The organism is Aeromicrobium sp. SORGH_AS_0981 (assembly GCF_031453195.1).
Lineage (GTDB): Bacteria > Actinomycetota > Actinomycetes > Propionibacteriales > Nocardioidaceae > Aeromicrobium.
The window spans coordinates 651,869-667,726 of sequence record NZ_JAVIZD010000001.1; the positions used below are offsets into that span (position 1 = coordinate 651,869).

Annotated in this window: 17 protein-coding genes; 5 read left to right on the forward strand and 12 right to left on the reverse strand. The window is 72.2% G+C overall.

From position 1 onward, the window contains the following. Positions 1-64 precede the first annotated feature (64 nt). Positions 65-1,090 (forward strand): GTP-binding protein, encoded by a 1,026-nt coding sequence (locus QE370_RS03455; RefSeq protein ID WP_309633441.1) that lies wholly within the window; start codon positions 65-67, stop codon positions 1,088-1,090. 7 nt (positions 1,091-1,097) lie between these two features. On the opposite strand, the gene QE370_RS03460 is transcribed toward QE370_RS03455, so the two are convergent. The 4 genes from QE370_RS03460 to QE370_RS03475 all read right to left on the reverse strand — a co-directional run bounded on the left by QE370_RS03460 (position 1,098) and on the right by QE370_RS03475 (position 4,806). Further along, positions 1,098-1,418, reverse strand: coding sequence for a hypothetical protein (locus tag QE370_RS03460; RefSeq protein WP_253023561.1), 321 nt, complete (start codon positions 1,416-1,418; stop codon positions 1,098-1,100). Then, positions 1,415-1,732: a helix-turn-helix transcriptional regulator gene (locus QE370_RS03465; protein ID WP_253023564.1), complete on the reverse strand. Its 318-nt coding sequence runs from the start codon at positions 1,730-1,732 to the stop codon at positions 1,415-1,417. Before QE370_RS03465 ends, QE370_RS03460 begins: the two co-directional genes overlap by 4 nt. Before the next feature lie 114 nt (positions 1,733-1,846). Then, on the reverse strand, positions 1,847-3,244 hold the full coding sequence (pntB, locus tag QE370_RS03470; RefSeq protein ID WP_396127829.1) for a Re/Si-specific NAD(P)(+) transhydrogenase subunit beta: 1,398 nt from the start codon (positions 3,242-3,244) through the stop codon (positions 1,847-1,849). Beyond that, on the reverse strand, positions 3,241-4,806 hold the full coding sequence (locus tag QE370_RS03475) for a Re/Si-specific NAD(P)(+) transhydrogenase subunit alpha (RefSeq protein ID WP_309633443.1): 1,566 nt from the start codon (positions 4,804-4,806) through the stop codon (positions 3,241-3,243). The genes pntB and QE370_RS03475 overlap by 4 nt, the downstream gene beginning before the upstream one ends. 131 nt (positions 4,807-4,937) lie before the next feature. Here QE370_RS03475 and QE370_RS03480 point away from each other — a divergent pair, with 131 nt between their 5' ends. Further along, positions 4,938-5,369 carry a hypothetical protein gene (locus QE370_RS03480; RefSeq protein ID WP_309633444.1) on the forward strand — a complete coding sequence of 144 codons (432 nt, stop codon included), beginning with the start codon at positions 4,938-4,940 and terminating at the stop codon, positions 5,367-5,369. Between the two features lie 139 nt (positions 5,370-5,508). On the opposite strand, the gene QE370_RS03485 is transcribed toward QE370_RS03480, so the two are convergent. The 6 genes from QE370_RS03485 to QE370_RS03510 form a co-directional block, all read right to left on the reverse strand. Continuing rightward, complete coding sequence (locus QE370_RS03485; protein ID WP_253023569.1) at positions 5,509-6,177, reverse strand: HNH endonuclease family protein; 669 nt, start codon at positions 6,175-6,177, stop codon at positions 5,509-5,511. A gap of 100 nt (positions 6,178-6,277) precedes the next feature. Beyond that, on the reverse strand, positions 6,278-8,902 hold the full coding sequence (locus QE370_RS03490; protein WP_309633445.1) for a bifunctional diguanylate cyclase/phosphodiesterase: 2,625 nt from the start codon (positions 8,900-8,902) through the stop codon (positions 6,278-6,280). A gap of 90 nt (positions 8,903-8,992) precedes the next feature. Then, positions 8,993-9,685, reverse strand: a complete 693-nt coding sequence (locus QE370_RS03495; protein WP_309633446.1) for a DUF4272 domain-containing protein — start codon at positions 9,683-9,685, stop codon at positions 8,993-8,995. Continuing rightward, the gene (locus QE370_RS03500) at positions 9,682-10,413 is read right to left on the reverse strand and encodes a suppressor of fused domain protein (RefSeq protein WP_309633447.1); all 732 of its coding nucleotides are present in this window, start codon (positions 10,411-10,413) and stop codon (positions 9,682-9,684) included. Before QE370_RS03500 ends, QE370_RS03495 begins: the two co-directional genes overlap by 4 nt. Positions 10,414-10,480: 67 nt before the next feature. After that, positions 10,481-10,822 (reverse strand): hypothetical protein, encoded by a 342-nt coding sequence (locus QE370_RS03505; protein WP_309633448.1) that lies wholly within the window; start codon positions 10,820-10,822, stop codon positions 10,481-10,483. Positions 10,823-10,874: 52 nt separating this feature from the next. After that, positions 10,875-11,819, reverse strand: coding sequence for a 1,4-dihydroxy-2-naphthoyl-CoA synthase (locus tag QE370_RS03510; protein ID WP_309633449.1), 945 nt, complete (start codon positions 11,817-11,819; stop codon positions 10,875-10,877). A gap of 94 nt (positions 11,820-11,913) precedes the next feature. On the opposite strand from QE370_RS03510, the gene QE370_RS03515 reads away from it, so the two are divergent. Further along, the gene (locus QE370_RS03515) at positions 11,914-12,834 is read left to right on the forward strand and encodes an SDR family oxidoreductase (protein ID WP_309633450.1); all 921 of its coding nucleotides are present in this window, start codon (positions 11,914-11,916) and stop codon (positions 12,832-12,834) included. 235 nt (positions 12,835-13,069) lie between these two features. Here the strand turns inward: QE370_RS03515 and QE370_RS03520 are convergent, their stop codons facing one another. After that, positions 13,070-13,711: an amino acid-binding protein gene (locus QE370_RS03520; protein WP_253023580.1), complete on the reverse strand. Its 642-nt coding sequence runs from the start codon at positions 13,709-13,711 to the stop codon at positions 13,070-13,072. Positions 13,712-13,767: 56 nt separating this feature from the next. Between QE370_RS03520 and QE370_RS03525 the strand changes: the two genes are divergently transcribed. Beyond that, a complete protein-coding gene (locus tag QE370_RS03525) occupies positions 13,768-14,172 on the forward strand; it encodes a DUF3817 domain-containing protein (protein ID WP_309633451.1) in 405 nt (134 codons plus the stop codon). Here QE370_RS03525 and QE370_RS03530 read toward each other — a convergent pair. Continuing rightward, positions 14,163-15,083, reverse strand: a complete 921-nt coding sequence (locus QE370_RS03530; RefSeq protein ID WP_309633452.1) for a GGDEF domain-containing protein — start codon at positions 15,081-15,083, stop codon at positions 14,163-14,165. The two genes, QE370_RS03525 and QE370_RS03530, sit on opposite strands and share 10 nt — an antisense overlap. Positions 15,084-15,317: 234 nt before the next feature. Between QE370_RS03530 and QE370_RS03535 the strand changes: the two genes are divergently transcribed. Further along, entirely contained in the window at positions 15,318-15,806 is a 489-nt protein-coding gene (locus QE370_RS03535; protein WP_309633453.1) for a hypothetical protein, read from the forward strand. Positions 15,807-15,858: the final 52 nt, after the last annotated feature.

Below are 15,858 nucleotides of genomic sequence, written 5' to 3' on the forward strand. Positions count from 1 at the left end.
TCCGGCCCTCGAACGGGGCCATCCGGGGCCAGATCGTCACGGTCAGGGTCCGTATCCTCGGGCCATGTCCGCCACCGTCCCCGTCGTCGCCCTCACCGGCAGCCTCGGGAGCGGCAAGACGACGATCCTCAACCACCTGCTCGCCCACCGGGGCCGACGTCGGGTGGGCGTGCTGGTCAACGACTTCGGCGCCGTCGACGTCGACGCGCTGCTCGTCGACGCCGGCTCGGCGGCCACCCTCTCGCTGGCAGGCGGGTGCGTCTGCTGCCGGGTCGACGACGACACCCTCGACTCGACGCTGGAGCAGCTGACGTCGCCACGGGCCGGGCTCGACCTGGTGCTGGTCGAGTCCAGCGGGGTGGCCGACCCGGCGACGCTCGCCGCTCGTCTCCACCGCGCGGTGCGCCACCCGGGGCAGGTCGGCGGGCTGCTGCACGTGCTCGACGCGCGCGCGTGGTCCGAGGACGTAACGGTGCTCGACCCCGCCGCGCTGGCACGCGCCGACCTCGTCGCGCTCACGAAGACCGACCTGCCCGGCTCCGTCCCGGTCGGCGAGGCGCGACGTCGGCTCGAGCCGATGCTGCGCACCGGGGTGCCCATCGTCGACGCCCCGCACGGCGCCGTCGACCCCGACCTCTTCGCCGACGCCTCGGCGCCGCTGGACGACGGCCCCCGTCAGTTGTCCCTCGCGGAGGCCCTCCCCCTCCCCGGCGGCCACCAGCACGTCCACGCGAGCACCTGGGAGCACGACGGGCTCGTGCACCCGCGTCGTCTCGCCGAGCTGCTCGACGGCGGGCTGCCGTCGGCCTACCGGCTGAAGGGCGTCGTCCGGCTCGACGTGCCGTGGGGTGCACGCTGGTGGACGGTGCACCGGGTCGGCGGGCTGCCGCGCGTGACCCCGGCACCGAGGCCCGCGCCGACGAGCCGCCTCGTGGCCCTCGGCCCGACGCTCGACGAGCGCGCGGCGGAGGTCGCCCTGACGCACGTCGGGCGCGACCTCCAGGAGGAGGTCGCGCCCGACGACCACGCGGCGCTCATGCGCTGGGTGCCCGACGACCTGCGCCCGGAGTGGGCGCGGATCGAGGGCTGAGCCCGGCTCAGGCGGCGTGCTTGCAGGTGCTGCAGGTGCAGTCGCTGCACACGCAGTTGGCGCAGCTGTCCGAGCAGTGGGCGCAGGAGCACGTGTTGTGGTTGCAGGTCGCGCACGTGCAGTCGGTGCAGGTGCAGGTCGCACAGCTGTCGCTGCAGTGCGCACAGGAACAGGTGGCGCACTCGTCGTAGTGGCCGTCGTGCTCGCGGTGCACGTGGCCGTCGTGGAGGTAGTCGACGTGGTCCTCGTGGACGACGGCGTCGTGGCCGCAGCCCGGGCCGTGCGTGTGGTCGTGCTTCTCGGCCTCGCGGTGGTCGATGACGGTCATGGGTGGTTCTCCTGGGTGTGCTGGAAGGCGTCGAGGAGCACGTGGGCCACGTGCTCGTCGGTGAGGGAGTAGACGACCTCGCGTCCGCGGCGCTCGCCCGAGACGAGACGTGCGGTGCGCAGGATCCTCAGGTGCTGCGACACGAGCGGCTGCGACCGCCCGGTCCACTCGACGAGGTCGCCGACGGTCTGCTCCCCCGCGCACAGGCGGTGCACGAGAGCGGCGCGCAGCGGCGTCGACATCGCGTCGAAGAGTGCAGCGACGGCGGCGTAGGCGTCGATGTCCCCCCGGCCGACGTCACCCCGCTCACTCATGCACACATCCTTATATAGCAATTCATGCATGTCAACCTCATCCGTCGTCCCTTCTCCCTCGGAGCACGACGGCCGGCCGCCCCCGTGGGCGACCGGCCGTCGTGCACCTCCGACTCACAGCGCGCGCAGGATGTCCTCCACGCGGTCCTTCGCGTCGCCGAACAGCATCTGGCTGTTCTCCCGGAAGAACAGCGGGTTCTGCACCCCCGCGTACCCGGCGGCCATCGAGCGCTTGAACACCACCACGTTCGACGCCTCCCACACCCGCAGCACCGGCATGCCGGCGATCGGGCTGGTCGGGTCCTCCGCGGCGGCCGGGTTCACGGTGTCGTTGGCGCCGATGACCAGCACCACGTCGGTGTCCGCGAGGTCGTCGTTGACCTCGTCCATCTCCAGGACGATGTCGTACGGGACCTTCGCCTCGGCGAGGAGCACGTTCATGTGCCCGGGCAGGCGGCCGGCGACCGGGTGGATGCCGAACCGCACGTCGACGCCGCGCTCGCGCAGCTTGCGGGTCAGGTCGGCCACGGGGTACTGCGCCTGCGCCACGGCCATCCCGTAGCCCGGGGTGATGACGACGCTCGACGCGTCCTTCAGCAGCTCGGCCACGCCCTCGGCGTCGACCTCGCGGTGCTCGCCGTAGTCCGTCGCCTCGCCGGCCGGGGCCTCGATGCCGAAGCCGCCCGCGATCACCGAGATGAACGAGCGGTTCATCGCCTGGCACATGATGTAGCTCAGGTACGCACCCGAGGAGCCCACGAGCGCTCCGGTGACGATCAGCAGGTTGTTGCTCAGCAGGAAGCCCGCCGCGGCCGCAGCCCAGCCCGAGTAGCTGTTGAGCATCGACACGACGACCGGCATGTCGCCGCCGCCGATCGAGGCGACGAGGTGCCAGCCGAGGGCGAGCGCGAGCGCCGTCACGAGGATCAGCAGCCAGATGTTCGGGCTCGCCACGAACACGACGGTCAGCACGAAGAACAGCACGAGCGCGCCGATGTTGAGGTAGTTCTTGCCCGGCAGCACGAGCGGGGACGACTTGATCCGTGCGCTCAGCTTCAGGTACGCGACGATCGACCCGGTGAACGTCACCGCGCCGATGAAGACGCCCACGAAGACCTCGGCCGAGTGGATCCGCTCGAGCGACTCCAACGGGTACACCGGGTGCTCCAGGTAGCCGTTCCAGCCGACGAGCACGGCCGCCATGCCGACGAAGGAGTGCAGGAGCGCGATGAGCTCCGGCATGCCGGTCATCTCGACCTCGCGGGCCCGCCAGATGCCGATGCCCGCGCCGATCGCGATCGCGCCGACCAGCAGGACGACGCCGACCGTCTCGGCGTCCTCGACGGCCAGCACGATCGTCGCGACCAGGGCGATGGTCATGCCGGCGATGCCGTAGGCGACGCCGGAGCGTGCCGTCTCGTGCTTGCTCAGCCCGGCGAGGCTGAGGATGAACAGCAGGGCGGCGACGATGTACGCCGCGGTCGCGATGCTCTGTGCGGTCACTGCGATCAGCCCTTCGCCACGGTGTCTTTGGAGAACATGCCGAGCATGCGGCGGGTCACGGCGAAGCCGCCGAAGATGTTGATGGAGGCCAGCAGCACCGCGACGAACGCGAGGAGGCGGATCGCCCACGCGTTGTCGGCCCCGTCGCCGACGCCGATCTGCAGCAGCGCACCGACCACGATGATGCCGCTGATGGCGTTGGTGACGCTCATGAGCGGCGTGTGCAGGGCGTGGTGGACCTTGCCGATCACGTAGTAGCCGATGACGACCGACAGCGTGAGCACGAAGAAGTGCTCGGGCAGCGGCGGCGGCGCGTACGCGTTGACGAGGAAGAGGGCGGCGATGCCCGCGGCGATGAGGAGGTACTTGCCGCGCTGGGTGAGGCCGGGGCGCGGCTCCGGCTTCTCCTGGACGGCGGGCATCTCGGCCGTCGGGGCGGGTGTCGCCGAGACCTGCACGGGCGGCGGCGGCCAGAGGACGTCGCCGTCGTGCACCACGGTCACGCCACGCTGCACCACGTCGGAGTGGTCGAGGACGAGCTGGCCGTCCTTGGCCGGCGTGAGCAGCGTCAGCAGGTTGACGAGGTTCTGCCCGTACAGCTGCGAGGCCTGCGTGGGCAGGCGACCGGCGAGGTCGGTGTAGCCGAGGATCGTCACGCCGTTCGCGGTGACGACCTTCTCGCCCGCCACCGAGCCCGCGACGTTGCCGCCCTGCGCCGCCGCCATGTCGACGATGACGCTGCCGGGCTTCATCGAGGCGACGTCGGCCTCGGTGAGCAGGCGCGGGGCCTGACGTCCCGGGATGAGTGCGGTGGTGACCACGATGTCGACGTCGGCGGCCTGCTCGGAGTAGATCTCCGCGGCGCGGCGGTCGTACTCCTCGCTGGTGGCCTTCGCGTACCCGTCGGTGGACTTCTCGACCTCGACGTCGACCGCGAGGTACTCGCCGCCGATCGACTTCACCTGGTCGGCGACCTCGGGGCGCGGGTCGGTGGCGCGCACGATGGCGCCGAGGCTGGACGCGGCGCCGATCGCCGCCAGCCCGGCGACGCCGGCACCCGCGACGAGCACCTTGGCCGGCGGCACCTTCCCGGCGGCCGTGACCTGCCCGGTGAAGAACCGACCGAACTCGTGGGCCGCCTCGACGACCGCGCGGTAGCCCGCGATGTTGGCCATCGACGACAGGACGTCCATCGACTGCGCCCGCGAGATGCGCGGCACGGCGTCCATCGCGAGGACGGTCAGCGGCCGGGCCGACAGCGCCTCGAGCAGCTCGGGGCTCGTGGCCGGCGCGATCAGGCTGACCAGTGTCGCGTGGTCGTTGAGCCGGTCGATCTCGGCCGTCGTCGGCGGGTTGACCTTGAGGACGACATCAGCCGTCCAGGCCTCCTCCCCCGCGACGACGGAGGCACCGGCCTCCGCGAACGCCTCGTCGGCGAACGCGGCCTTCGCCCCGGCCCCGGACTCGACGCTCACGTCGTACCCGAGCTTCAGCAGACGTGCGACCGTCGCGGGAGTCGCAGCGACCCGGGTCTCCCCGGCACGCGACTCGGCGACCACTCCGATCCTCATTCCGCGGACACTAGCGGAGGCCTCGGGAACCGACCACTGGATGAGACCGGTGTCTCAGGTACTGGCGGTATCTGAAACTTCCGGCCAGCCGGACGGCGTCGTGGGAGGCTGACCCCGACACGAGGGAGACCATGACCGACCTGCAGGACCGGGCCAGCCGGACGCCGCGCCCCGAGCTCACGCCCGAGCAGAGCCGGGTGTTCCTGTGGTTCTGCCTGCAGTCGATCCTCCTCGTGCCGGCCGTGGTCGACCCCACCTTCTGGCGAGACGTGCCGCATCTCGCGTGGCGCGACGCCGCGGTGATGCTCCCCGTCGTCGGGCTCCTCTCGTTCATCCTTGCCCGGACGACGTGGCGCATCGCGCGCCTTCCGTGTCCGGTGGCACGCGGCGGGTACGTCGTGATGGGCAGCCTGCTGGTGTTCCTCTCCTCCGGGCCGCTGTTCTGGTCCACGAACCCGGACCAGAACCTGCGCGGCGCGGTCACGCTCGCCCTGGGGCTCCTGCTCTGGACCTTGGTCGCCAAAGACGTCCTTGCCCACCGACGCGCCCGCACCGCCGCCTGATTCCCATCAGTTCATGGGAACCAGCAGCCCACCATGGTTTCCCTCGCTCACCTGCGGATGCAACCGCAGGTGAGCGAGGGATTCCCATCCCTTGATGGGAATCAGCATCGACGGCGACGGCGACGGGTCGAGCCGGGCGTCAGCACCCGGCCAGGACGTCCTGCAGGGCCGACTTCTCGGCGGAGTCGACGCTGAGGCCCCACCGGTACTTCACCGCGATCCAGTCCGACACGTACGTGCAGCGGTAGCCGGTGGCGGGCGGCAGCCAGGAGTCCGGGTCCTGGTCGCTCTTCGACCGGTTCGTCGACGCCGACACGGCGATCAGGCTGCGGGCGTCGCCGAGGTCGTTGGCGAACGACTCGCGCCGGCTCGCCGTCCAGCCGGACGCACCGGAGATCCAGGCCTCCTTCAACGGCACCATGTGGTCGATGTCGAGGCTTCCCGCGTCGGTGAAGCGCACGTTGTCGTAGCGCGACAGCCACGAGCCCGACGTGATCGTGCAGGTGCCGGTGCGCCCGGTCGCCGACGACGACTCGTCCATCAGCACCTCGGCGCGCGTGTTGCAGCCGTCGCCGTCCGCATCGATCCAGTGCCGGAACGCGTCGCGGTCGTAGGTGGAGCCGTCCGACTCCGCCCGGACCGTGAGCTCGGCGAGCTGCGACTCCGGCGACGCCGACGCGGCCGGCGCGACGAGGACGGTCGCGACGAGCGTCGCGACCAGCACGCCGACGACGTGGGCGAGGCGGTGCCGTCGCCGCACGACGGCGGGACGGACGTGGACGGTGGACGTGGCAGCACGAAGCGGCATGGTGGGACTCCCCCCGAAGTCACTGGTCAGGTCGAGAGGACCCTAGGCCGCGCCGTCGTCCGCACGGAAGCCTCGGAACCAGACGTTCACCCGAACGTCATCAACCGCGTCCCTGCGCGCCCACACCGGCCGTCGGCGGCGCGGCGGGAGCCGGCCGACCCAGGTGGTATCCCTGGAGCAACCGGTAGCCGAGGGACTCGAGCGCCGTCTGCTGCTCCGCCGTCTCCACCCCCTCGGCCACGACGTCGATGCCGATGCCCTGGGCCATCGCGACCACGCCGGCACAGACCGAGCGCGCCCGACGCGAGTGCGTCATGCGGGCGACGAACGAGCCGTCGAGCTTGACGACGTCGACGGGCAGGTCGACGAGGTGCGCCAGGGTGCTGTAGCCCGTCCCGAAGTCGTCCACCGCGATCCGCACCCCGTGGTCGCGCAGGGCGAAGAGGTCGACGACCAGACCGCCCGTCACGTCGAGCAGCTGCGTCTCGGTGATCTCGAGGACGAGCATCGACGGCGGGAGCCCGACCTCGTCGAGCACCGACAGCACCCGTGCCACCAGGCCTGCCCTGCCCAGCTCGACGGCCGAGACGTTCACGTGCACCGGCACCGGCGTGCCCTGCGCGGCCAGCGAGGCCGCGTGCGCGCACGCCGCGCGAAGCACCCCGTCGCCCACCTGGTGCATCAGGTCGCTGACCTCGAGCACGGGCATGAAGTCGCCCGGGCGCAGCTGGCCCCGGATCGGGTGGTCCCAGCGCAGCAGGGCCTCGACCGCGTGGAGGTAGCCGGTGGCGACGTCGACGATCGGCTGGAAGACCAGCGAGAACTCGCCCGACGCCTGCGCCCGCTCGAGGTCGACGAGCAGCCGCGCCGACGACTCGATGCCGGCGTGCACGGTCGGGTCGTAGAACTCCGCCCGGCCGCGACCGCGGTCCTTTGCCGCGTAGAGCGCCTGGTCGGCGTGACGCAGGAGCAGGGGCGCCTCGGCCTGCTCGTCGGCGGCGGCGATGCCGATGCTGACGGTCACCGAGACCGCGGCGCCGTCCTGGAGCACGACGGGCTCGGACAGCCGGTCCATGATCCGCTGCGCCTCGGCGGCGAGCTCCTCGCGCGTCCCCGCCGACGTGCACAGGACGACGAACTCGTCACCGCCGAGCCGGGCGACGGTCGCCCCGTCGCCGACGAGGGCCGAGAGTCGCTCGGCGAGCTCGACGAGCACCGCGTCGCCGACCGCGTGGCCGCGGCCGTCGTTGACCTGCTTGAAGCGGTCGACGTCGATGAACATGACCGCCAGGGCGGACCGCTCGGACCCGACGCCCTGCGCGGCGCGCTCCAGCGAGTCCGCCCAGAGGGCTCGGTTGGCCAGGCCCGTGAGGTCGTCGTGGAGGGCAGCGTGGGCGAGTGCCTGCTCGGCCTCCTTCTGCGCCGTCACGTCGATCATCTGCAGCGTGATGGCCGCCGACGACGCGCCCGACCCTCCGAGCGAGAGGCTCGGGTCGAGGTCGGGGTCGACGAGCGCCAGCGCCACGTCGACCCATCCACCGCCCCACGCGTCGTCGAGCCGCAGCTGGGTGCGCCAGCCAAGCGCGCGGCCCAGCGTCAGCTCGCAGATGCCCTGGCGGAACGCCTCGACGTCGTCGTCGACGAACCAGTCGCGCGGGTCGACCCCGAGGAGCGCGTGGCGGGGTCGACGGGTGAGCGTCACGAGCGCCGTGTTCACGGCGTCGACGTGCACGAACCCGTCGGGGTCGACCACCACGTGCGCCGATGCCAGCAGCGCCGCCTCCATGTGGTCCTGCAGCTGGTCGCGGTCGCGCCGGCTCTGCACGAGCGCGGCGTCGCGGGCGTCCTCGAGCGTCGCGAGCACCACGCCCACGACGGCCAGCACGAGGACGAAGGCCTGCGCCGCGACGACCCTCGCCTGGGGGTCGTCGAGCGACGCGAACTGTCCGTTGCCGGCGACCGTCGCGGCGACGACGAGCACGCCCTGCAGCGCCACCAGCACCGACGTCGCCTGCGCGCCGCAGCGCAGCGCCACGACGACGACGATCGGCACGATGGCGAAGTCGACCGGCCACGGCAGCCAGAGCAGCACGCCCGTGACGGCGAGCGCCGCAGCCATCGTCAGCGGGCACTCCGCGCCGCGCTCGCGCCGCGTGCGCCAGAGCTTGGGCAGCGCCAGCAGCGCGTTCAGCACCACGAAGGAGCTGACCACGTTGCGGAAGCCGATGATCAGCAGGCCCTCGAGGAACGGCTCGTCGAAGCGCCACCACGCGACCAGCGATCCCAGCAGGCCGCTGGTGGCGGCAGCCGCGGCTGCCACGGCGAGCAGCACGCCGACGTCGCCGAGCGTCGTCCACGTCGAGCGGAGCCACGCGGGACGCCAGCGGTGCAGCAGAGCCGCACCCACGGCGCCGTGCGACAGGTTGACCAGGCCGAAGAGCCAGGCGCCGAGGGGCTCGGTGCCGGTGAGCTGGTTGAGGACACCGCTCACCACGATGACGACGACGCACGCGACGAGCCGCTCGAGCGAGCTGCGGGCCACGAGCAGCCAGAGGATGACCACGCCGGCAGCGGGCCAGGCGAGCGCCAGCTGCGCCGGGGGCACGCGGGTCGCGCGGCCGGCGAGGAACGCGAGGGCGAAGAGCACGGCGAAGCCCAGCGCCAGCGCCGCGGATCGCGTCCGCGTGCGCGGGGCGCTGCTCTCGAGGCCGAGCAGCCGCTCCATCTCAGGCAGTCCCCTCCCGACGTTCCACCTGCGGAGAAGCGTAGACCTCGGTGAGGCCACGCGGGTAGGGATCGAGGCTCGACGTCCCGCTCAGGTGGACAGGTCCACGACGTCCCACGCGTCGTGGCCGCCGCTGCCGACGGTCCACTCCAGGGCGCGACGTCGCTCCCAGAGGACGGACGGATCGACGTGTCCGGGGTGCGGTCGGCCCGCGAGCCGTGCGTCGGCGATCCCCCACGTCAGGGCGAGGTGCAGGTCGAGCACGGGGAGCACCTCCTCGACGTATCGGCGCCGAGGGCCCGTGCGGGAGCGCCACGCCGTCACCGGCTCGCCGGTCCGCAGGTCGGGCATCAGCGACGCGAGCTGGTCGCCGCACGGTGTGCCCGCGTCGAGGTCGGGCACGAGCCCGAGCACCCAGGCCAGCGCCCACAGGGCCTCGACCTGCGCCTCGTCCGAGTCGTCCGGCTCGACCTCGCCTGCGACGAGGTGACGCTCGCGCGGGCTGAGGGACGCGAGCAGTCCCTGCTCCGCCAACCAGGTCCGCGCGAGCTCCGGCGGCATGCCGAGCGCCAGGTTGACGCGCACCGTCAGCACCAGCGCACGCTGCACCACGTGCTCCTCGTCCACGAGCACGAGGGGATCGGCAGCGTCGGCCACCAGGGGCAGGTGCGACGGGGGCTGCGGGAAACCGAGACCGGACAGCGCCGCGAGCGTACGGCGACGAGCCTCGGTGGCCGCGTCGTCGCGCTCACGCCGGGCGTCCCGACCTCGAGACCACCTCACCGTGGAGGGCCGAGGACGCTCGGCCGGTGCGGGTCCAGCAGCTCCGTCACGCCGTGCGCGTCGAGGCCGTCGAGGAGGCCGTCGACCCCCTCCGTCAGCTTCACCTCGAGCTCGTCGGGCAGGAGCGGCAGCATCGCCAGGAAGGCGACGTCTCGACCGTCGTCGGTGCGGAAGGTCCGCGCCTCCTGCGGCAGCCGGATCGGCGGGGCGAGCATGAGGCCGCAGAAGCGGGTGTCGTCAGCGTACGGCTCGGCCGGGTCGCCGTTCGGCAGCGAGTGCCAGGCACCCAGCCAGGTCCCGTACTCGTGCGGGAAGCGGGCGAGCACCTTCAGCGCGCGCACGGGCCAGTAGGAGCGCTCGTCGACCCAGGACGCCTCGTCGACCGGCCAGTCCGGCGGGAGCATGACCATGACCTCGAGCCGGTCCGGCACCTGCCCGCGCAGGTTCTCCGGCACGGTCATCCTGCGATCGGACATGCCCGACGTCGCCAACGTGTGGAACGGCCGACCCTCGCCGGCCGGCACGAGGTGCACGTCGACGTGCACGAGGTCCGACACGATCTCGTGGAACACCGTCTCCACGGGCCCGACCCACTGCTCCAGGTGACGGTCGACGGCGTCCACCGTCTCCGAGCACCCGAGGCCTGCCGGCTCGAACGGTCGCTCCCGCTCCTGGTGACGGAGGGTCGTCGGGTGCTCCCGACGCCGCGCGCGCCTGCGTCCGAACACGAGCCCTCCGTCCCTCGGTTCTCCCGGTGGGCACGACCCTAGCGTCGCTGCGGTGCCGGATCCAGGGTCAGCGGAACACCTGCACGACGTCGATCGTGCCGACGATGTGCTCGTTCAGCCCGGCGAGGTCCTCGGCAGGTATCCAGTACTCCAGGATGGTGTCGCCGCCCGCCTGCTGGACGTCGTACGCGTCGAGGAACGACGTCTCGACCTCGAAGCGCGTCACGTAGCCCACACCACTCGCCGGCACGTTCCAGTCGCGCGCGATCCGCACGGCGTAGTCCTCGTTCAGGACGGGGTAGAAGATCGGCTGGTCGGGCAGCCGTGGCGGCCACGCGCGCCACCCCGAGGCCTCGACCAGGGCGAGCTCCTGCGGCCCGGTCGGCCTCCAGAGCGTCGTCGTGTCCACCGCGCCATCCTGCCGCAGGACACGGTGGCGGACCCAGCGACGTCCGGCCCGCTCAGTAGTACCAGGGGAACGGCGACCAGTCGGGGTCGCGCTTCTCCAGGAACTGGTCGCGACCCTCCTGCGCCTCGTCGGTCATGTAGGCCAGGCGGGTGGTCTCGCCCATCAGCACCTGCTGGCCGACGAGCCCGTCGTCGATGAGGTTGAAGGAGTACTTGAGCATGCGCTGCGCGGTCGGGCTCTTCGCGTTGATCTTGCGCCCCCACTCCAGGGCGGTCGCCTCGAGCTCGTCGTGCGGGACGGCCCGGTTGACGGTGCCCATGCGGACGCCGTCCTCGGCGGAGTACTCGTCGGCGAGGAAGAAGATCTCGCGGGCGAACTTCTGCCCGACCTGGCGGGCCAGGTACGCCGACCCGAAGCCGCCGTCGAAGCTGCCGACGTCGGCGTCGGTCTGCTTGAAGCGGGCGTGCTCGGCCGAGGCGAGGGTCAGGTCGGCGACGACGTGGAGGCTGTGCCCGCCGCCCGCCGCCCAGCCCGGGACGACGCAGATGACGATCTTCGGCATGAACCGGATCAGGCGCTGCACCTCGAGGATGTGCAGCCGCGCGAGGCGGGCCTTGTCGATCGGCGACGGCTCCTCCGCACCCGTGTCGGACCCGGACGCCTCGCCGTCCTCGTACTGGTAGCCGAACCGGCCGCGGATGCGCTGGTCGCCACCCGTGCAGAACGAGCGCTTGCCGTTCTTCTCGCTCGGGCCGTTGCCGGTGAGCAGCACGCAGCCGACGTCGGCCGACGTGCGCGCGTGGTCGAGCACCTGCAGCAGCTCGTCGACCGTGTGCGGGCGGAACGCGTTGAGCACGTCGGGCCGGTCGAACGCGACCCGCACGGTGCCGTGCGTGCGGGCGCGGTGGTAGGTGACGTCCGTGAGGTGCTCGAAGCCGGGCACCTCGTCCCAGGCGGACGGGTCGAAGGTCTCGGACACACCGGGCAGCGCACTCATGGCCGCGAGGCTACTGGTGGGCGGCTGCAGGGCGCGCGTCGGGAATCGGTCACACCCGCGTGACGCGCTCAGATACCGTCGGTATCTTGACGCCATGGCACTGTTCGCCCGCAAGGGCTTCACCGGCAAGGTCCTGCTCGTCACCGGCGCCGCACGCGGCATCGGCGCGGGCGTGGCACGGGCGTACGTGGCACAGGGCGGCAAGGTCGCGCTGCTGGGCCTGGAGCCCGAGCTGCTCGAGGCGCTCGCCGCCGAGCTCGGCCCGGCCGCGGCGTGGTGGGAGGCAGACGCGCGCGACGGTCGCGCGATGACCGAGGCGATCGACGCCGCCGCCGCGCACTTCGGCCGCATCGACCACGTCCTCGCGAACGCCGGCATCGCGTCGTACGGCACCGTCCGCCAGATCGACGAGGCGTCGTTCGAGCGGGTCGTCGACATCAACGTCAACGGCGTCTACCGCACGCTGCACGCGTCGATCCCGCACCTGGAGCGCACCCGCGGGTACGCCCTCGTCGTCGCGTCGCTGGCCGCCTTCACCAACCTCGCGGGGCTCGCGTCGTACAACGCCAGCAAGGCCGGCGCCGAGTCGCTCGCCCTCGCGACCCGCCAGGAGGTCGCCCACCTCGGGATCAAGGTCGGGGTGGCGCACCCGTCGTGGATCGACACCGACATCGTGCGTGGCGCCGAGGCCGACCTGCCGACGTTCAAGCTGATCCGCGGCAAGCTCCCCTACCCCGCCAACAGCACCACCACCCTGGCCGACTGCGTCGACGCGATCGTCGCCGGCCTACGTCGTCGCAAGACCCGCGTGTACGTGCCGCGGGGCGTGCTGATCGCCAACTGGACGAAGCCGCTGCTCAACTCCCCGGTCGCGTGGCTCTTCATGCGTCCGCAGCTCAAGCGCCACGTGCCCGACCTCGAGCGCGAGGTCGCCGCCCTGGGCCGCTTCCAGCACGCGCACGTCCCCCTCACCGACCCCAAGAAGCCGCTCGAGGAGACCCCCTCCGCCCCCTGACCCACCCCGGCCGCCCTTGGGGTAGGGCCCCACCCTAGGTGTGACTCCCCCACCCAGCGCTGGGGTGGGACGCACCGTTGGGGTGGGGCCCCACCCCAAGGTCAACTCCCCCACGCCAACGACGGCCGAAAGCGCGCGTTGACGTGGGGCCCCACCCAAGGGGTTCATCCCACCCCAGCGCTGGGGTGGGAGGACACACTTGGGGTGGGGCCCCACCCCAAGGGTGAAGCGGGGGTCAGGCCTGGACGGACCCCGCGAGCGAGGTCATGTGGCCCAGGCGGGCGAGCTCGGAGGCGAGGAACTCCGGGCCCCCGTGCCGTCCGACGACGACGACGAACCCGCGACCCTGGCGGTCCTTCGCGTGCGTGCCGGCGAGCAGCGTCGACGACCACGCCTCGACACCCTCCAGGCGCGACGACGAGCGGATCGACAACCACTCCGCGGCCTCGGGCACGAGCTTGGGCGCCGACGGCGACGCGAACAGCACCGACGCCTCGCCGTCGACGCGACGCAGCGCCATGGCCCAGTCGGTGCGGAACGTGGCCGGCACGACCTCGACGAGCCGCTCCAGCGCGTGCTCAGGCTCGGACGTGAACTGCTCGACGGCCTCGAGGTCCATGCTCAGGTTGGCGCCCGCGTTGTAGCGCGAGATCCAGTGCACCCGCACGCCGTCGAGCTCGTGGCACGCCGTCACGAGGGCGTCGGCCATCACGCTCGGCGGCAGCTCGAGCAGCACGTCGTCGACCGCCTTGCCGTCGGCACGGTGCTCCACGATCTCGATCGCCTCGATGTCGGCACCCGCACCACCGAGCGCCGTTGCCAGCGCACCGAGCGAGCCCGGGACGTCGGGCAGCTCGACGCGCAGCAGGAAGGCCATGTCCCCATCTCACCACGAGGCTGTTTCCTTTGTGTGACGCCACTACGCTGTGGGTCGTGACCGATCCTGCGGCCTCCGAGACCGTCCCCCAGCCTCACGACCGGGCCCGGTCGGTGCGGCGCTGGTTCCGCATCTTCGCCTTCGCCGAGGCGGTGTCGTGGGGCGCGCTGCTCGTCGCGATGTTCTTCAAGTGGGTCGTGCAGGACGACCCGCACACCGGCCTGGAGGGCGGTGTGCCGATCGTGGGCCCGATCCACGGCGTCCTGTTCCTCGCCTACTGCTCGCTCGCGGTCGTGGCGTGGTCGACGTTCCGCTGGAACCTCAAGACCCTCGCCCTGGCGCTCGCGGCGTCCATCCCGCCGTTCTTCACGATCTGGTTCGAGACCTCGGCGGAGCGCCGCGGGCTGCTCACGTCGGTCGCCGACGACCCCGACCCTGCCCCCGGCGTCAGTCAGGTCTGATCCGGCTCCGGGCGACGCCCCTGCTTCTGCGCGTACATCCGGTCGTCGGCCCGCGCGAGCAGCGACGCGACGTCGTCGTCGGCGCGCGCCTGCGCCACCCCGCACGACCACGACGCCGGGGCACCCACCTGCAGCCGCCGCGCGACGACGTCCGCGACGCCGTGGTCGGCTCCAGGCATGACGACGAGGAACTCGTCGCCGCCGAGGCGGCCCAGCACGTCACCCTCGCGCAGCCCCGCCCGCAGGTGCTCGACGACCGACGTCAGCAGCCGGTCGCCCGCCGCGTGACCACCGAGCGTGTTGACGGCTCGCAGGTCGTCGACGTCGAGGGCGAGGACGGTCAGCGGCGTGCCCAGCCGGCGGCGCCGGACCAGCTGCGCGTCGACCACGGCCTGCACGCCCCACCGGTTGAGCGCGCCGGTGAGCTGGTCGGTGCGGGCGAGGCGGTCGAGCCGGCGCCGCAGCCGACCCAGGACCTCGGTGCCCACCAGCACCTGCACGACGACCCCGACCGTCGGCCCGAGCATCTGCGGATCGTGGTGCGACGCGACGGCGAGCACCCACAGCGCGGTGCCGACGTACGACACCACGCGTGCCAGCGCGAGCGGAAGGAACCACACGGCGAAGACGGCCAGGGTCGGCGTGCTCGTGCCGTTGGCGAGGACGGCGATCTGGCGCTCGGTGCCCCAGGTCAGCACGGCGAGCGCCACGAAGCAGAGCGAGACCATCACCGCGACCTCGCGCGGCTCGAGCAGCGGACCGCGCCTGACCGTCCAGCCGAGTCCGCCGAGCGCCACGACCACGAGGAGGTAGAGCACCCATCGCGGGTTGTTGTCCGGCTGCCAGGTGGCGAGGGTGAGCGCGAGCATGCACAGGGCGGTCAGGCTGAGCAGCACCGTCGCCGAGGTCATGGCCGGCCATCCCACGGCCCTCCGCAGCCCGGAGACCTTGCGCAGCACCTGGACCTCCCCTGGACGGCACTCCGACGACGCCCGCCATGATCGCAAGAAGGGGGTCTCTCGCGCCGCCGAACGTCGAAAACTGGGTGAATGTCCGGTCGCGTCGACGGCCAGGGTGCGTCGCCCAGGCCCCGGCGATAGTGTCGTGAGCAGAAGCATCCACGCCGACCGAGGAGCCGTGCCAGCATGTCGCTGAGGAAGAACAAGACCGTCCGGGACAAGGTCCAGGAGCGCCTCGAGGGCCGCCTCGACGACCTCGTCGCCCAGGCCGACAGCGTCCGCCAGCAGCTCGCCGACCGTGCGCCCGAGGTGCGCGACACCGTCGTCGCCAAGGCGCAGTCCGGTGTCGCCGACCTGCGCGAGCGTCTCCCCGAGATCGGGCACGACCTGCTCGACCGCGCGCCGGAGCTGAGCGAGAAGACCTACGACCGCCTCCCCAAGGGCGTCGCCGACCGTCTCCCCGACGAGGTGAAGCCGAAGAAGAAGCGTCGTCTGCGCCGCATCGTGGGGATCGGCCTGATCCTCGGCGCGGGCGCTGCCGCCTTCGCGACGCTGAAGGGCAAGCAGACGCCGCCCCCGCCGCCGTACCAGCCGGCGACGCCCCCGCCCACCCCGCCGAAGCCGGCCGCCCCGGCCGACTCGCTCGACTCCGTCGACGCGCCGGGCACGAACTAGTCGACCGCATCACCCCACGCACGGGCCGGGACCTTCGGGTCCCGGCCCGTCG